The organism is Adlercreutzia muris (assembly GCF_008831045.1).
GTDB classification, from domain to species: domain Bacteria; phylum Actinomycetota; class Coriobacteriia; order Coriobacteriales; family Eggerthellaceae; genus Adlercreutzia; species Adlercreutzia muris.
In genome coordinates this window covers 1-15,231 of record NZ_WAJS01000012.1, presented here as the reverse complement: position 1 = coordinate 15,231, position 15,231 = coordinate 1, and the positions used below count along the sequence as shown (strand labels likewise).

Below are 15,231 nucleotides of genomic sequence, written 5' to 3'. Positions count from 1 at the left end.
CGTCGGGGACTCGGTCGAGCCCCTCACTTCGCATTCCTACTCGGCTTCTCCGTCCATCACCAAATCGGTGAACTGGAAGGTGGTGCAATCCACCAGGCCGCGGTTGGTGAGGCGCAACTCGGGCAGGCAGGCCAGCGGAATGAGGGCCATGGTCATGAAGGGGGAGGGCATGGTGCAGCCGATCTCGGCCCAGGTGTCCTCCAGGTGGTGCACCTTCGCGCTCATCTCCTCGGCGGTCAGGGCATCCATGAGCCCGGCGATGGGCAGCTCCACGAGTCCGAGCACCTCGCCGTCGGCCACCACGACCATGCCGCCGCCCACCTCGGCGAGCGTGTTGGCCGCCAGGGCCATGTCCTCGTCATTGGTGCCCACCACCAGCAGGTTGTGGGCATCGTGGGCCACGGTGGAGGCCATCGCCCCCCGCTTGATGCCGAAGCCCTTGGTGAACCCGACGCCGAACGTGCCCGTCTCGTGGTGGCGCTCGAAGACGAAGGTCTTCAGCATGTCCTGGTCCAGGTCGCTTTCCAGGGCCCCGTCGCGCACGGCGAGGGCTACGGAGGCCTCGCGGTCGGGCACCGATCCGGGCAGAAGCTCGATGGCCCGCACGGTGACGGCATCGCCGTCGGAGGCGCCGGCGGGCGCTTCCACGCGGAAGGTGTCGGGAGTGATGGCGCGCCCCAGGTGCATGGAGTGGGTGACCCAGTCCGGGTAGTCGAAAGGCGCCAGATCGAAGATGCAGGCACCGTTTTCTGCCACCACGTCGCCGTCGATGAGCACGCGGGTGACGTTCAAATCTTCCAGGTTGTCCAGAAACACGATGTCGGCGCACTTGCCCGGGGTGATGGAGCCCAGCTCGTGCTCCATGCGGAAGCAGGTGGCGGTGTTGATGGTCATCATCTGGATGGCGGCCACGACGGGGATGCCCAGGCTCACGGCCATGCGCAGGATGTAGTCGAGGTGCCCCTCGGCCACCAGGGTGTGCGGGTGGGTGTCGTCGGAGATGAGGTTCGCGAAGCGCGTGTCGATGTCGGTCTCGGTGATGGCGGCGGCCAGCTGGGGCAGGTCGAGCCAGGCTGAGCCGTAGCGCAGCTGGGCGTACTGCCCGAGGCGCATCTTGGCGAGCACGTCCTCGGCCCGGGTGGACTCGTGGCAGCAGCGCACGCCGCAGGCAATGTAGGCGTTCAGTCCCTGGTCGGTCTCGGGGATGGAGTAGTGGCCCGTGATGACCTTGTCGGCCTTCAGCGTCTCGGCCAGCTCGCCGTGGGCGTGGTCGGCGCCGGCCAGCACGCCGGGGAAGTTCATCATCTCGCCCAGGCCCACCACCCCGTCCCAGGTCATGGACTCGGCGATCTCCTCGGGCCCCACGAAGGAGCCGGTGTCTTCGAAGCCGGGCACGGCCGGCACGCAGGAGGGCGTGGTGACCATGGCCTTCAGGGGCGTGCGGGCGGCGTCGCCCATCATCACCTTCACGCCTTCAAGCCCCAGCACGTTGCACACTTCATGGGGGTCCCAGTAGATGCCCACGGTGCCATGGGGCACCACGGCCCGGGCGTACTCGCCGGCGCCGAGCATGGAGGATTCCACATGGATGTGCCCATCGAGGAAGCCGGGGGCGATCACCTGGCCGGCGGCATCGATCACGAGGGTATCCGCGCCGATGCAGTGCTCGGCGCTCGGTCCCACGTAGGTGATGCGCCCGCAGGCGATGGCCACGGCGATGTCGTCCTGAATCTCGGCGGTGCACACGTTCACGAGCCGCGCATTGGTGATGACGGTGTCGGCTGGCACCTGGCCTTGGGCCACGGCGGCCAGGGTACGGGTGCACTCCCAGAGCGGTTGCTTGCAGAAATGGTTCAGCATGGGCGCCTCCTTCAGCGCTCGGGCGGGCCGCGCGGTCGTGCGCAGGTGGGGTCGGGGCCCGGAAGGTGTGCGCCGCGGGTGCGGCCGGGGCCGGGACGTGCGCGGCATGACCGCTCGGGCCCGCTTTCGTCCGATGGCGTCAGTGTACGCCCGTCGGCCCCTGGCGGCGCGTCAACGACCGATAATGCAGAAGGGCTTCACGCTATAATCGTTGACCTGGAGTTCGCTTCAAGTGATTGAATGGCCGCAACGAGACAGGGGACGAGAGGAGCACCATGGAATACCGCAAGCTGGGCCGCACGGGATTGCAGGCGAGCGTCATCGGGTTCGGGGCCGAGTGGATCGGCAAGATGGAGCAGGCCGAGGTGAACGCCATGGCCGCCCGGGGCGCGGCGGCGGGCATGAACATCGTGGACTGCTGGATGAGCGACCCGGCCGTGCGCTCGGCCCTGGGCGAGGCGCTCGCGCCTGCGCGCGAGGAGTGGATCATCCAGGGACACGTGGGCAGCACCTGGCAGGACGGCCAGTACGTGCGCACCCGCGACCTGGCGCTGGTGCGTCCCGCCTTCGACGACCTGCTCGCGCGGCTGCGTACCGATCATGTGGAGATCGGCATGATCCACTACGTGGATGCCTGCGACGAGTTCCGCTCTATCATGGCCGGCGACTTCATCGCCTACATGCGCGAGCTTTTGGCCGAGGGCCGCATTCGCCACATCGGCCTTTCCACCCACAACCCCGAGGTGGCGCTTCTGGCCTGCGACGAGCCGGAGATCGAGGTCGTCATGTTCTCGCTGAACCCGGCCTTCGACATGATGCCGGCCTCGGAGAACTTGGACGACCTGTTCGGCGACTACGAGAACGTAGGCGGCGACGGCATCGAGCCGGTACGTGCCCGCCTGTACGCTCGGGCCGAGGCGACCGAGACCGCCCTCACGGTGATGAAGGGCTATGCGGGCGGGCGGTTGCTTTCGGCCGATACGTCTCCCTTCGGCGTGTCCCTCACGCCCGTGCAGTGCATCCACTACGCGCTCACGCGCCCGGCCGTGGCCAGCGTCATGGTGGGCGTGGAAACCGTGGAACAGCTGGACGAGGCTTTGGGCTACGAGGGCGCCACGGCGGCCGAGCGCGATTACGCCAGCGTGCTGGCCGGCGCCCCGAAGCACGCCTATATGGGCCAGTGCACCTACTGCGGCCACTGCGCCTCGTGCGCGGTGGGCATCAACATCGCGCTCGCGAACAAGTTCTACGACCTGGCCGAGATGGCCGTCGGGGGCAGCGCGGCCCCCGTGCCCGCCTCGGTGCAGGCTCACTACGAGGCCATGGCCGTGACCGCCGGGGCCTGCACGGCTTGCGGCCAGTGCGAGCCCCGCTGCCCCTTCGGCGTGCCCATCCCCGAGCGCATGGAGGCCACCGAGGAGCTCTTCGGCTGCTAGGGGGTGCCTCGTCTGGCGCCTGCCAATCGGCGCACCCGATATCTGCGCCCGTCGACGGCCCCGTCCCCGGCAAGAAGCTCGGGCGGGGCTGTTTTCCATCTCACCCGTTCTCGGGTATATTTGGCGTTTTCCCAGGTAGCATCTGGGTGAATACCCGAATGCGGGCGATGTGCGGCTCGGGGTTCCTCCGCTAGGATGCGTTTCGTTCGGTTCGCTTATGGGAGGGCCGGATGCGCACTGCTCCCCGTGGAAGGGGCGGGCGCGAACCGATTCTTAGAGGAGGACACCATGGAGACCAACCTTTCCCGTCGCGGATTTCTGACCGGCGCCGCTGTGACCGGCGCTCTGGCGGCCATGGGCCTGGCGGGCTGCGCGCCCCAGGTCTCGGCCGAGGGCAACGCGAAGGCCGCTGACACCGGCGCGGCGACCAGCTGGCGCGACAAGCCGGAGATGCCCACTGAGTTCATCGAGACTGTGGATGCCGACATCGTCGTGGTGGGCGCGGGCAACGGCGGTCTGGTTGCGGCCACTACGGCGGCTCAGAATGGCGCGAAGGTGGTGGTGCTGGAGAAGGCCGGGGCTATCGCCGCCGCCCGCGAGGCCATTGGCGCGCTGAATTCCAAGCTGGCGCCCGACCATAAGGTAGACGTGCCCACGCTGCTGAACCACGCCAACATGACCCAGTCCGGCGATGCCAACATGCTCATGTACAAGACCTGGGCCGAGAGGTCCGGCGAGATGATCGAGTGGATGGCCGATACCCTGGGTCCCAAGGGCATGCTCTTCCCCTTCGAATGGCACGCCCCCGACGATGAGCACGCATACTATCCGGCCATGTGCTACAACCCCTGCATCGGCGAGTACAACCCCGACGGCCCGAACTACAACGCCTACGCGCACTTGTCTGTTTTGAGCGACGTGTTTACCCAAGATCTTGGCGGCGAGATCCGCTTCGAGTGCCCGGCCCAGCAGCTCATCGTGGACGAGGCGGGCAAGGTCACCGGCGTCGTCGCCGAGACTGAGGGGGGCTTCATCCAGGTGAACGCCGCCAAGGGCGTCATCGTGTGCACCGGCGGCTACGGCGCCAACAACGAGATGCTGGCCGACCTGGCTCCGGGCAATTCCGCCTGGTGCGCTCTGCGCGATTCCGTGACGGAGACCGGCGACGGCATCCGCATGGCCCTCTGGGCCGGAGCCGAGCTGGAGGCCGGCGGCGCCTGCATGATCTGGAACCGCGCCATCCTGCCCGACGGCTTCGAATTCAACGAGGACCGCATGGGCGGCGACATCTTCCTGCCCGGCAGCCAGCCTTTTCTGCACGTGAACGTGAACGGCGAGCGCTTCATGAACGAGGACCAGTGCTATCCCATGAGCTACGCCGCCGGCGCCAACCAGCCGCGTCACTACAGCTGGATCGTGTGGGACGGCAACTACTGGGAGGACATCGCCCAGTTCGACACCTGCGGCTGCTCGCGTTTGTACCCGGCGCCCTCCGGCACCGCCTTCAACGCCGACGTGTACGACTGCGAGGCCATGAGCAAGGAGCACCTGGACGAGTTCTGGCTGAACCCGCGCCTGGAGGCCGGCACGCTGAAGAAGGCCGATACTCTGGAGGCCCTGGCCGACCTGATGGAGTTCGACGCTGATCAGAAGGCCACCTTCCTGGCCACGGTGGAGCGCTACAACGGCCTGGTGGCCGCCGGCGAGGACACCGATTTCGGCAAGCCGGCCTACCGTCTGTCCGATGTGGAGACCGCGCCCTTCTACGCGGCCCGTATCGGCGGCGAGCTCTTGGTGACCATCCACGGCGTCATCACCGACGTGAACTCCCAGCCGCTGAAGGGCGACGGCACGGTCATCGAGGGTCTGTACGTGTGTGGCAACGACCAGGGCGGCTTTTACCCGCACAACTATCCGAGCAACTTCACGGGCATCAACGCCGGCCGTGTGGCCACCTTTGCCCGCATCGCCGCCAAGCACGCCCTCGGCGTGGCGTAGGGCGAGCCGCCGCGACGAGCGCCGGGCGAAGGCGGCACGGGACATCTTCGCGCCCTTCCGCCCGGCGGTGTTGCGGCGCAATCAGTCGATCGTGCGCCTGCTCTCCCTCCCCGCAGGCGATCGTTCCGGGGCTTCCCTTCGGGGAAGCCCCTTTGCATGGGGGCGGTTCGGTCAAACGTCCTCCGCTTCCGTTACGGGGAGGACTTTCGGAAAGTGAGGGCGCTGAACTGCAATGAAAATGACGGTTCTCGTAGTCGCCGGATGTCGAAGAGTCTGTTTGAAAACACGCGACTTGGGAAAACAAGCACGCCTATCGCAATGAGCCCTTGGGAGACGGCTTCGAAACTACGAGAACCGTCATTTTCGTTGCAGTTCAGCGTTGGACGAGATCGATGAGCTCCTGGCGGGAGTGCACGCCGAGCTTCGCGTAGATGTGCTTGGCGTGGGTGGCCGCCGTCTCGCGGCTGATGATGAGCTCGTCGCGGATGTAGGGGATGGAGCGGCCCTGGGCGAGCAGGGCGAGCACCTCGGTCTCGCGCGGTGTGAGGCCGCCGGCGCAGGCGAGCTCGGCGACGCGCTCGGCGCCTCCGGCCTTGGGGGCGGTACGGGCCGAATTGGCGGAGGGGGGCGGGGCGGAAGCTGCATCGTCGCTCGAGTCGGGCGTCGGGGCCTTGCCGAGGTTGTTTTTCTGTTCTTCCGGAACCCGGAGGAAGGTGGTGGTGTCGCCCATGACGAGCATGGTGACGGTGACGAGGGCGACGATGCACCCCACGGCCGTGGCCGTTATGCCTCCGGACAGCAGAGCGACCACGGGTTCGAGGACGACCCACAGCGCGGCGCCCAGCAGGTCGCCGCCGTGGACGAACAGCCAACCGAGGCTCGACGACTGGGCCGGGGTGGCGCGCCCCGCAGCGGCGTAGTTCGCGAAATAGACCTGGGCGATGAGGCAGAACGTGAAGCGGCCTCCCAGGGAGGCGGCCACCGCCGCAATGGCCCCCGCCTCGCCCCAGAGAATGACGGCCGAAAGCCCGATGACGAGGGTGGGGCACATCCAGCGGTAGAGGAAGAACAGAGACATGCGGCGCGGGCCCGATACGGCTATGAGCGCCACTACGGCCATCATGACCGCGCAGAACAACAAAATGATTTGCAGCGGCAGGCTCGTTATGCGCTCGGGATGCAGCATTCCCGCGATACTGATGACGGCGAACACTCCGAGAATGCCTGCTCCCGTGCGCCCGAGCCCAGCCAGGGGCGCGGGGCTTGGACTGGCGGCAGCGCCCCGCGCCCGGGCGAGCCGACGTTCGGCGCGTTCGGCCTCGGGAGTCCAGACAAGGTAGAAGCAAAGCCCCGACAGGAGGGGCAGCGTTGCCGCCACGGCGATGGAGACCCAGCCGTCCATGGCCGACACGAGCAGCACGATGAGGGCTGCCGACACGGCCGATGCTGGGGCTAGCAGCTCCGATTTCTCGCGGGGGAGCACGGCGTAGTACGCGCCCCACATGACCCACAGCAGGGCGCTCCCGATGCCCGTGGCCACCGATCCCGCGCCGAAGAGCAGGGCGTTGGCCAGCGGGTCGGGGGCGGCCACGAACATGAACGGCGTGCTGACCGCCGTGAGCAGGGGCGCGGCGACGATGAGGCGCCGATGGTCGGTGGGCGAGCCGAAGCGGGGCTCGGCGATGACGATGGCGATGAGAGTGGCCACCGAGGCGGCCAGGGGCATGGCGACGTAGAACAGCGTTCCGGCGACCGAGCTTGCGACGGCGCTATCGTTGCCCTGCACCGCCGCGCTGCCGGCCCCATCGCTCAACACTCCTGCGGCATTGGTATAGAACACGCAGAACACCCAGGCGAGCAGAAACGCCCATCCCAGCTGCCGCAGCGGCACCCATTCCCGGGGCTCGTCCTTGACCATCCCATCACCCTCCCTCGCTAAAGTTCTCCTATTGTACTTGAAGCGGCGCGGAGTGTTCGATTCAAAGGCGTGGCTGTCTCAACCCATGCAAATCACGTATGCGCAAGTAGTCGTGACGCGTATTGGCCTTTTACGCGGGCGCTTCATAGAATTTTTCCCAGAGAGAGCGGCCGTGTGCCGCTGGAGAACCGAAAGAGAAGGGGAGCCCTATGAGCACCATTTCGAGATGCTCGTTCGTAGGAGCCAGCGCGCTCGCCGCTGCTGCCATGGTGGCGGGCTGCGCGCCCGAGAACGCGCTGGATGCGACCGATGAGGGCCAGTCGCTGAGCGCCACGGGACAAGGCTATACCGTTGACGCGGAATTCGACGAGGCACAGGCCGGCGAATGGGTGCCGGTGAGCTGCTGGACGAGCTGCGGCGGCCGCTGCCTTCCGAAGGCCTACGTGGTTGACGGCATGCCCATGCGCATCAAGACCGACGACATCGAAGAGGACAGCTTCGACAACTTCCAGAACCGCGCCTGTCCGCGCGGCCGCGCCCAGCGCATGCACGCTTTCAGCGCCGATCGCATCAAGTACCCCATGAAGCGCAAGAGCTGGCAGCCCGGTGGCGGGGAAGCCGCCCACGGCGAGCTGCGCGGCAAGGACGAGTGGGAGCGCATCAGCTGGGACGAGGCGCTCGACCTGTGCGCAACCGAGGTGAAACGCATTGCGGATACCTACGGGCCTATGGCCATCAACTACGCGGGCATTCCCTTCTACAACGCGCCGGTGGCCCAAACGCTGCTGCCGGCCCTGGGCGGCTACACGTGGCATCTCGGCTTCACCTCCTACGGCTCCTGGTGCTCCGAGCCCGATGCCATCGGCATCGACAACACGGCCGGCGAACCGGGCACCATGGGCACCAACGACCGCTTGAGCATGCTGGAGAGCGATCTCATCGTGCTGCACGGCAACAACCCCGTGCACGCGGCCGCCGGCTCGCCTCCGCTGCATCTCATGCGCGCCCACGAGGCGGGAATCCCCTTCATCTTCATCGGCCCGGACTACAGCCAGACGGCCGCCCTGGTGGAGGCCCGCTGGATTCCCGTGCGCCCCACGACGGACGCGGCCTTCCTCTCGGCGGTAATTTACGAGATGCTGCGCCTCGATGAGGAGCGCGGCAGCGTCATCGACTGGGACTTCCTGTACAGCCACACCGTGGGTTTCGACGACGACCACATGCCGGCGGACGCGAAGCTTGCCGAGAACGTGCGCGGATATGTGGAAGGCGCCTACGACGCCATCATTGCCGTGCGCCGCGCCTACCCGCGGGTAGTTTTCCATCTGCATGCCGGCAGCTCGCTTACGCTGCTCGATCGCCTGAATGCGGGCCCAGCTCGATTTCATGCTCGAAGTCGAGCATATTGCGCGCCCCGGCTACGAGGGCTTGGTCTTCCCCGGGGCGGATGTTTGGGGCGTCTATCCTCTGCCCGACACGCCGCTTGCGGGAAAGACCTCCGTTCGTCCCGAGGATTTAGTGGGGGAGCCCCTCATTGTGTCGCGCCAGTTTCTCAAGAGTGGTTTTCTGAAGCAATGGGCCGGCGAGTGCTATGCCAGCATCAAGCCTGCGGTTTCCACGGATATCTTTCCCAGCCATTGGCGTCGGTTAGTGGAGGGCCGCGTGGGCCATATGCTGGGATACCTTTATTTCCAGAACGAAGAGGATTCCGTCTTGGGTTCCCACGGCATTCCCTTCGATCCTCCCTTGGAGACGGGCAACGCGCTCATCTGGAAGAAGGGGCGCCCCCTGTCGCGGGCGTCGCAGGTGTTCCTTGAAGAGCTCCGAAGGATCGTGGGCGGCGAGTGAGGGGCATGCCCTGCAGGTATGGAAAAGTATGAGAAGAGGGTATTGGCGCTTGTGCGACAGGATGCAGCATAATGGGGGTGACCCTTCCTCCCCTTGGGCCGGCCTTCGGGTCGCCCTGTTTCGTTGAAAGGACGCCTTATGGACATGCAAGGCTACCTCGATCACCTGAATGCGGGCCGTACCGTGGTCGGTGGCTCGGAGGAGCATCGCTTCATGCACGGGGTGAGCCAGGAGGCCATCCGCATTTGCATGGAGGTCAACAATCGCTACCATACGCCCGAAGAGCTGCGTGGGCTCATGGCCGAGCTGACCGGCCGGCCCGTGCCCGAGGGCTTTGCGCTCTTCCCGCCGTTCAACAGCGACTGCGGCAAGAACATCCATTTGGGCCGCGACGTGTTCATCAATGCCGGTTGCAAGTTTCAGGACCAGGGCGGCATCTACCTGGGAGATCGGGTGCTCGTGGGCCAGAACGTGGTGCTAGCCACATTGAACCACGGCATGGATCCGGCCCATCGCGCCGACTTATACCCCGCGCCGATCCGCATTGGCGATGACGTGTGGATCGAGGCGAACGCCACGGTGCTGCCGGGCGTGACCGTGGGCGATGGGGCCGTCGTGGCCGCCGGTGCCGTTGTGACCCGCGACGTGCCCCCGCTCACCGTGGCCGGCGGCGTCCCGGCCCGCGTTATCAAGCGGATTGAGGTGGAAAACCCGAAGGATTTAGCCGCAACGGTGGGATCTGGTTTCGTCGACATCCGATTCGAATAGATCGGCTTCGGAAAGCTCTTCGCTACAACCAGAGGGCTGTGTTCCCCATGAGGTAGAGGGGCACATTAGTGAGCCAATCCTGCGCGCGATAGTCGGAAAGCGAGAAGCGCCGGGCTTGAATATCGGGGTACTTCTCCTTGAAGCTGCGCAGGCTCTTGGCACGCAGGTTTTCCTTGGCCTTCACCTCGATGCCGTAGACGGTGCCCGCTGATTGCGCAAGGAAGTCCAGCTCCCCCCGGGAGTTCTCGGCCGACCAGTAATAGGGAACAAGCTTGCAGCAGGCTATAAGCTCTTGGCACACGTACTGCTCGGTGAGCGCCCCTTTGAATTCCTCGAAAAGGGTGTTGCCCTCGATAACGCTCTTGCTGTCCAGCTCGCTCATGGCACCGAGCAGTCCCACGTCTAGCAGGAACACTTTGAATGCGCCCGGATCGCGATAGGCCTTAAGGGGTATTCCCGGTTTGGACACGCGCGGTACCTGGTAGATAAGGCCGGCTTGCCTCAGCCACGTGAGAGCGCTCTCGAACTCTTTCGCCCGGGCGCCCTTAGCGAGACGGCCGAAAATGAACTTCTTGTTCTCTTGGGACAGGTGGGCGACGACGGAGTCCCACACGGCGAAAACCCGCTCGGCCTCGCGGGGGGCGATGTGCTTGGAGAAGTCGCGCTCGTAGTCGGCGAGAATCCGCTTCTGAACGGCCCGTGCGTCATCGTAGTTCCTGCTGTCGAGAAACACGCTGACTGCCTCGGGCATTCCCCCGACGAAATAGTAGGTTTTCAAGAGAGCGATCGCCCGTGATTTGAAGGCCTGGATGAGTGTCGGGTTTGGACTCTGCAATGAAGCAAGGAACTGCTCTCCTTCGGCCGCTAAGGCGAATTCTTCGAAGGAAAGGGGATAGAGGTCGAGTGTTTCCACCTTCCCCACCGGAAAACCCGTCCCGCTTTGGAGAAGAATTCCCAGCAAGGAGCCGGCGGCGATGACCGAGAAGCCGCGCGAGTCCTCGTCGAAGTACTTGAGGGCCGTGAGTGCCTTGGGATTTTCCTGGACTTCGTCGAACACGATGAGGGTCGAGTCGGGCTCGATGGTAACGCCGGTTTGCAGCTGGAGGCCGGCGATAAGAACGTCGATGTCGTACCCGATGTCGAACAGCTCGCGCATGGCCGCGTTGTTGTCCATATTCACATAGGCGACGCTCTTGTAATGGAGCCTTCCGAACTCTTTGATGAGCCATGTCTTCCCCACCTGGCGAGCCCCGTTGATGATAAGGGGCTTCCTGCGAGGATTCTCGCACCATGCTTCGAGATCGCGCATAAGAAAACGTTCCATAGACACCCTCTTTGCTCGGTGGACGTTGTGAGTATACAAAAACAAGGACGTAAAAGTAAGAAGATTCGCAAAAACAAGGACGTAAAAGTGTCAAAACTCACACAAATCAGGGCGTAATGGGAGATAGTGCTGTGGTGCTCCGTCGGCCTCGGCGAGAGAGCTCCAGGCGAGGCCAAGCAGATCAGCTAGCTGTTTTCCGCTCCCGCTCCCATACAAAGCGGAGGTTGTCGGGGCCTTCGGCCCATTGGCGTGAGGAGAAATCGAACAACAGCTCGTAGGTGCGCGACGAGGCGAAAACGTCAAGGGTCTCGTCGAAGGACGCGCCCGCGTCGTCGCACCAGTCTTCCAGTATGGCGCGCATGACCTCCACCGCGCAGGCTTCGCGCTGTGCGTCAGTTACCAGCTCCTCGTCAAATCCCATAGGGTTCGCTCCCTTTGAATCCCAGACATGCTATGGCCGCCGGCGTCAGAAAACAGTACTGGTCTTCAAGTCGGTTCGGCAGCATGGTGGGCATTTTTTTGCGGCGAGGTGGTTTTCGACGTCATCAAGCGCTCGATCATAGCTGCTCAGATGCAGCAGGTCATAAAGCTCGGAGATGTAGGCGCACACGTCGGCGTGACGGAAGATTCGTGCGATCTCGGCGGCCGGCAGGCCCCAGCGCTTCTGGGCCAGGCGCAAGAGTCAGCACTTCATATCGGCAATGTCGGACTGTCGTGGCGACATGGGGTCTCCCCTTGAGAATTGCAGTTGGACTAGCATCTATTATAACGGCTGCCCCGACAGTCGGCTTTTGTGATCGGACGGAAAGTTCCGTTGCCCTACAATAGGAGTCGTGCGATGTTCGGTTTCTCGAAAGGGAGGTCCCTATGAGCAAGAGCGCAGTGGTGTTTCTGGCCGATGGCTGCGAGCCGTTGGAGGTGGTGGCGCCCACCGACGTGCTCCGGCGCGGCGGGGTGGAGGTGGTGCTTGCGAGCATCGAGGACGATCTGACGATTCGCGCGGCCCATGGGGTGACCCTTGTGGCCGATGCGCCGCTTTCCGCCCTTGACCTGACGGGCTTCGCCCTGGCCGTGGTGCCCGGCGGCTCGGTGGGCGTGGACAACCTGGGAAAGAACGCCCGGGTCATGGCCGAGCTGACGCGCCGTATGGAAGCGGCCGAGCCCGTGGCCGCCATCTGCGCCGGCCCCGTGCTGCTGGCCCGCGCCGGGTTGCTGAACGGCCGCAAGGCCACCTGCTACCCGAGCTGCGAGGAGGGCTGGCCGGCCGGCGTGTACCAGGCCGATGTGGCCGTGTGCGTCGACGGCAACCTCATCACCGCCACGGGCCCCGGCACCGCGCTGCCCTTCGGCATCCAGCTGCTGCGCATGCTGGCCGGCGACAATGCCGCCGATACCGTAGCCGCCGGCATGCTGGTGAAGTAGGAAAGCCCATGATGGCATCGCCCGCAGAACCGACTCAGCGGGCGGCACGCTCTGCCCCCCCCTGCAGTGCCCAATCACGTCATCCGCTTGCGTCATTTGTCATCCTGAAGCAACCGTTCGGCGCTGAACGGGGGCTGGCAGCGCGTCCTCTGGGAGGGGCGTCTTCTGCGTCCATCTCCGGTTGCCCAGCTCAAAGCGTCCGCGGTGGTCTCTGAGCCCTCGCCAGCGGTTTCAGCGCGAGCGCAGGGGCTCGCCGGCGGCTTGATCGGTGAAGCCCTGGGTGTAGGCGCTCGGTACCACCAGTGTCCCGCCGGCGCCCTTGACGCCTTGATTCAACAGGTGCATTTGGCGCAGCTTGAAGGCACACTCGTCGTCGCGGTAAATGTCACTCGCCTCATGGAGCATGGCCGCGATATCGCTCTCCACTTCGGCCAGCACGATCTGCGCGTCGCGCTCGCGTTCGGCCCGGGCCTCGGCGGACATGGCCTCTTGCAGCGAGCGGGGGATCACCACATCGCGAATCTCAACAGACAGTACCGAGATGCCCCAGGGCTCCACCTTCTCGGCGATGGCGGCCTTCAACTCCTCGTCGAGGCGCACCCGACGTGAGATGAGGTCGGTGATGGCGTTGCGGCCGATAGCGTCGCGCAGGGTGGTCTGACTGGCCAGGGCCACGGAATCGTAGTAGTCCTCCACCTCCATGCAGGCCTTCTCGGCATTCCAGACCATCCAGAACACGATGGCGTTCACGTTCACGGGCACCATATCGGCAGTGAGCGCCTCCTCGGCGCCGAAGCCGGTCAGCTGCACGCGGGAGTCGGCGCGCAGGGCCACGTGGTCGATGAAGGGCACGGTGACGAACACGCCTGGGCCGGCGGTGCGCTGGTACTTGCCCAGGCGCAGGATGACCACCTGCTCCCACTGGGAGGCCACCCGCACGGTGAGCACGGTGAAAGTGGCCACGAGCACCGAGGCGGCCACCACCCACACGTTCACTTCGCCAGCCGCAAGCCAGCCTGCGGCCACGGTAGCCAGAGCCGCCACGCAGAACAGAGCGGCCGAGAAGATGGTGCCGGCGTTCTCATCGGCGTAACGGGTCTTGGGCGAGTTGTAGGCCTCGATGGAAAAGGTGTCCTCGCGCTCGCGGCGCTGCGAGCCGGTGGGTAGTGTGGACTTGGGAAACTTCTTCATGGGCGCTTAGCTCCTTTGCGGGTCGGCGTCCTTCTCGGCGGATAGGCGTGCGGAAAGCAGGATGTCATCCAGGTGCCCAGCGATGTCCTCGTAGGTCATGCCGCGGGCGCGGTACTGGCGGATGCAGTCTTCGAAGATGGCGTCCACGTCTGCGGTGGTGTCATCGGTGCCCGTGGCCGCCTGCACGAACATACCGCGGCCGCGTAGCGACACCACGAGTCCGGCTAGTTCCAGATCGCGGTAGGCGCGGGCCACGGTGTTATAGTTGATGTGGGCCGAGGCCGCCAGGCTGCGCACGCTGGGCAGCTGCTCGCCCTCTTTCAGCGCGCCAGTGCGAATGAGGAAGGTGAAGCGGTTGCGCAGTTGGGCCCAGATGGGCAGGTCGGAGTTCTCGTCTACGGCGAACAGGTCGCCGGGCGCCAGCTCGCTGGGGGTGGTGGCCTCGCGCGCGGCGGTGGTGTGCGGATACGGTTTCATCGGCTAATGCGCTCCTCCCATGATCAAGCACCAGCGAAGACAAAAGCCTCCAATCAGACAGATAACATCAGAGACGGGGATAGCCCGCCAGCTTTTATATGCCAGCGCGTAGGTTTCCAGCGCCAGCGGTATCACGAGTCCCATGCCGACGGCGCCCACCACGGCGGTTTGCAGCAGCCCCGGCTCGCGCAGCAGGGTCAGGGCCGACGCGGCATCGGGATTGGCCAGCACGGCGGCGGTGTAGGCGATCAGGGTGACGGCTTCAGCGGCCAGCACGGTGAGGTGTGCCCGCTGAAGGGGCCGGGCGGCGCGCAGCAGCAGGGTCTTACCCTGGACGAACCAGTTGCACAAAAGCACTACCGAGATGCCCGATGAGGTGGACGAACAGAGAAACAGCCCGATGAGCCACGGCGAGCTCCACAATGCAACGGCCTTCTGGTTGAACAGGTACACGGCGGTGTAGGTCATCACGGCCAGGGAGGTGGCGACGCAGACCCACTCCAAGGCCGCCTTCGCACGTCCGGTCATGAAGCGCGGGCGCAGCCCGTTGGCGATGAACAGGGCGAATCCCACCAGCGCTTCTAGGCTGAGTACGAAGAATCCGAAGGTGAGTGCCGTGGGCTGAGGCCGCAGCAACAGCAGCAGCGCCTTCTCGGGCACCTTCAGATCGGCGAACAGGCAGCCAAGCGAGATGAGCAGCAGCAGGAAGCTCACGGTGTACACCACGCGCTTCATCACCCGAAACGCCAGCCGCAGTCGGCGGTCGCGCACCCGCTCCTCGCGGTGGTGGAACCCCAGGCTCCATACAGCCATGACGAGGAAGGCCCCGCTGGCTGCGCCGCCGAGAAACAGATATGCGATCACGAGCTCGCTGTACACGTTCGGCCCTTCCGCCGCTAGTGTCCCACCGTTTCGCAACATTATGACACAAAAGATCAGGGTTGGCGGGAGATGGGGCTGGTGCGGCGGGGACTCGTGGGGCGCAAGGG

Annotated in this window: 13 protein-coding genes and 1 pseudogene; 6 read left to right on the top strand and 8 right to left on the bottom strand. The window is 65.2% G+C overall.

The window, feature by feature from the left end:
• Nucleotides 1–36 precede the first annotated feature (36 nt).
• A complete protein-coding gene (ade, locus tag F8D48_RS04800; protein ID WP_151430155.1) occupies nt 37–1,860 on the bottom strand; it encodes an adenine deaminase in 1,824 nt (607 codons plus the stop codon).
• Between the two features lie 275 nt (nt 1,861–2,135).
• On the opposite strand from ade, the gene F8D48_RS04795 reads away from it, so the two are divergent.
• Both F8D48_RS04795 and F8D48_RS04790 read left to right on the top strand, forming a co-directional pair.
• Nucleotides 2,136–3,296 carry an aldo/keto reductase gene (locus F8D48_RS04795; protein WP_151430154.1) on the top strand — a complete coding sequence of 387 codons (1,161 nt, stop codon included), beginning with the start codon at nt 2,136–2,138 and terminating at the stop codon, nt 3,294–3,296.
• A gap of 288 nt (nt 3,297–3,584) precedes the next feature.
• A complete protein-coding gene (locus tag F8D48_RS04790) occupies nt 3,585–5,294 on the top strand; it encodes an FAD-dependent oxidoreductase (protein ID WP_151430153.1) in 1,710 nt (569 codons plus the stop codon).
• 373 nt (nt 5,295–5,667) lie between these two features.
• Here F8D48_RS04790 and F8D48_RS04785 read toward each other — a convergent pair whose 3' ends face one another.
• Nucleotides 5,668–7,212 (bottom strand): response regulator transcription factor, encoded by a 1,545-nt coding sequence (locus F8D48_RS04785; RefSeq protein WP_151430152.1) that lies wholly within the window; start codon nt 7,210–7,212, stop codon nt 5,668–5,670.
• Between the two features lie 209 nt (nt 7,213–7,421).
• Between F8D48_RS04785 and F8D48_RS12260 the strand changes: the two are divergent.
• The 3 genes and pseudogenes from F8D48_RS12260 to F8D48_RS12115 all read left to right on the top strand — a co-directional run.
• Nucleotides 7,422–8,324 (top strand): annotated as a pseudogene (locus tag F8D48_RS12260) (molybdopterin-dependent oxidoreductase); the annotation flags it as partial.
• 253 nt (nt 8,325–8,577) lie between these two features.
• Complete coding sequence (locus tag F8D48_RS12255; RefSeq protein ID WP_420884880.1) at nt 8,578–9,060, top strand: LysR family transcriptional regulator substrate-binding protein; 483 nt, start codon at nt 8,578–8,580, stop codon at nt 9,058–9,060.
• Nucleotides 9,061–9,198: 138 nt separating this feature from the next.
• Nucleotides 9,199–9,828 (top strand): DapH/DapD/GlmU-related protein, encoded by a 630-nt coding sequence (locus tag F8D48_RS12115; protein WP_151430150.1) that lies wholly within the window; start codon nt 9,199–9,201, stop codon nt 9,826–9,828.
• A gap of 22 nt (nt 9,829–9,850) precedes the next feature.
• Here the strand turns inward: F8D48_RS12115 and F8D48_RS04770 are convergent, their stop codons facing one another.
• From F8D48_RS04770 to F8D48_RS04760, 3 genes are all read right to left on the bottom strand, one after another.
• A complete protein-coding gene (locus tag F8D48_RS04770) occupies nt 9,851–11,152 on the bottom strand; it encodes an ATP-binding protein (protein WP_151430149.1) in 1,302 nt (433 codons plus the stop codon).
• Between the two features lie 181 nt (nt 11,153–11,333).
• Nucleotides 11,334–11,573: a hypothetical protein gene (locus F8D48_RS04765; RefSeq protein WP_151430148.1), complete on the bottom strand. Its 240-nt coding sequence runs from the start codon at nt 11,571–11,573 to the stop codon at nt 11,334–11,336.
• A 45-nt stretch (nt 11,574–11,618) separates the two neighbouring features.
• Entirely contained in the window at nt 11,619–11,831 is a 213-nt protein-coding gene (locus F8D48_RS04760; RefSeq protein WP_151430147.1) for a DUF3791 domain-containing protein, read from the bottom strand.
• 188 nt (nt 11,832–12,019) lie between these two features.
• On the opposite strand from F8D48_RS04760, the gene F8D48_RS04755 reads away from it, so the two are divergent.
• Nucleotides 12,020–12,574: a DJ-1 family glyoxalase III gene (locus tag F8D48_RS04755; protein WP_151430146.1), complete on the top strand. Its 555-nt coding sequence runs from the start codon at nt 12,020–12,022 to the stop codon at nt 12,572–12,574.
• A 231-nt stretch (nt 12,575–12,805) separates the two neighbouring features.
• Here the strand turns inward: F8D48_RS04755 and F8D48_RS04750 are convergent, their stop codons facing one another.
• From F8D48_RS04750 to nrfD, 3 genes are read right to left on the bottom strand one after another with little or no spacing between them, the layout of a single operon-like run.
• Nucleotides 12,806–13,765, bottom strand: coding sequence for a slipin family protein (locus F8D48_RS04750; RefSeq protein ID WP_170272729.1), 960 nt, complete (start codon nt 13,763–13,765; stop codon nt 12,806–12,808).
• Nucleotides 13,766–13,771: 6 nt separating this feature from the next.
• Nucleotides 13,772–14,242, bottom strand: a complete 471-nt coding sequence (locus F8D48_RS04745; RefSeq protein ID WP_151430145.1) for a GntR family transcriptional regulator — start codon at nt 14,240–14,242, stop codon at nt 13,772–13,774.
• A gap of 3 nt (nt 14,243–14,245) precedes the next feature.
• Nucleotides 14,246–15,121: an NrfD/PsrC family molybdoenzyme membrane anchor subunit gene (nrfD, locus tag F8D48_RS04740; protein ID WP_170272728.1), complete on the bottom strand. Its 876-nt coding sequence runs from the start codon at nt 15,119–15,121 to the stop codon at nt 14,246–14,248.
• Nucleotides 15,122–15,231 lie beyond the last annotated feature (110 nt).